The sequence below is a fragment of the Microvirga sp. Mcv34 genome (assembly GCF_024519725.1).
Taxonomy (GTDB): domain Bacteria; phylum Pseudomonadota; class Alphaproteobacteria; order Rhizobiales; family Beijerinckiaceae; genus Microvirga.
Map to the genome: position 1 here is coordinate 1 of NZ_JALJRK010000294.1, position 376 is coordinate 376.

The 376-nt window shown below is 63.0% G+C and carries 1 pseudogene; it reads right to left on the bottom strand.

The window, feature by feature from the left end:
- Positions 1-113 precede the first annotated feature (113 nt).
- Positions 114-376 (bottom strand): annotated as a pseudogene (locus tag OC446_RS30675) (IS3 family transposase); the annotation flags it as partial.

The following is a 376-nucleotide window of genomic DNA, read 5'->3' on the forward strand; positions in this document are numbered from 1 at the left end:
CCCTGCCAGTTGACGGCAGGTCACCGCCGCTTGGGCTCATGCCCCCTCACAGCAGGGGGCAAGGCATTCTCCTTCCTCCTTTCTCATCGCATTCCAGACATATGCACCCCGGACCATCCGGGACGAGGCGCACGGTACGAGATATCGGCGGCCCACTTCTCGTTTGGACGCTCGGCCGAGAAGTCCTGCTCAAGCAAATTGGGCGCAATCGGAAAGGCGTGATGGCTGTCGGTGGTGCGCTTGAACCGTCGCTTCTGCCGGGCTTTGAACCCATTCTCCCGCATCAGCCGGGCGGTCCGACGGCGACCGACCTCCAGACCATTATCCTGCAACTCACGGGTCATGCGCGGACTGCCGTAGGTGCCGTTCGAACGGG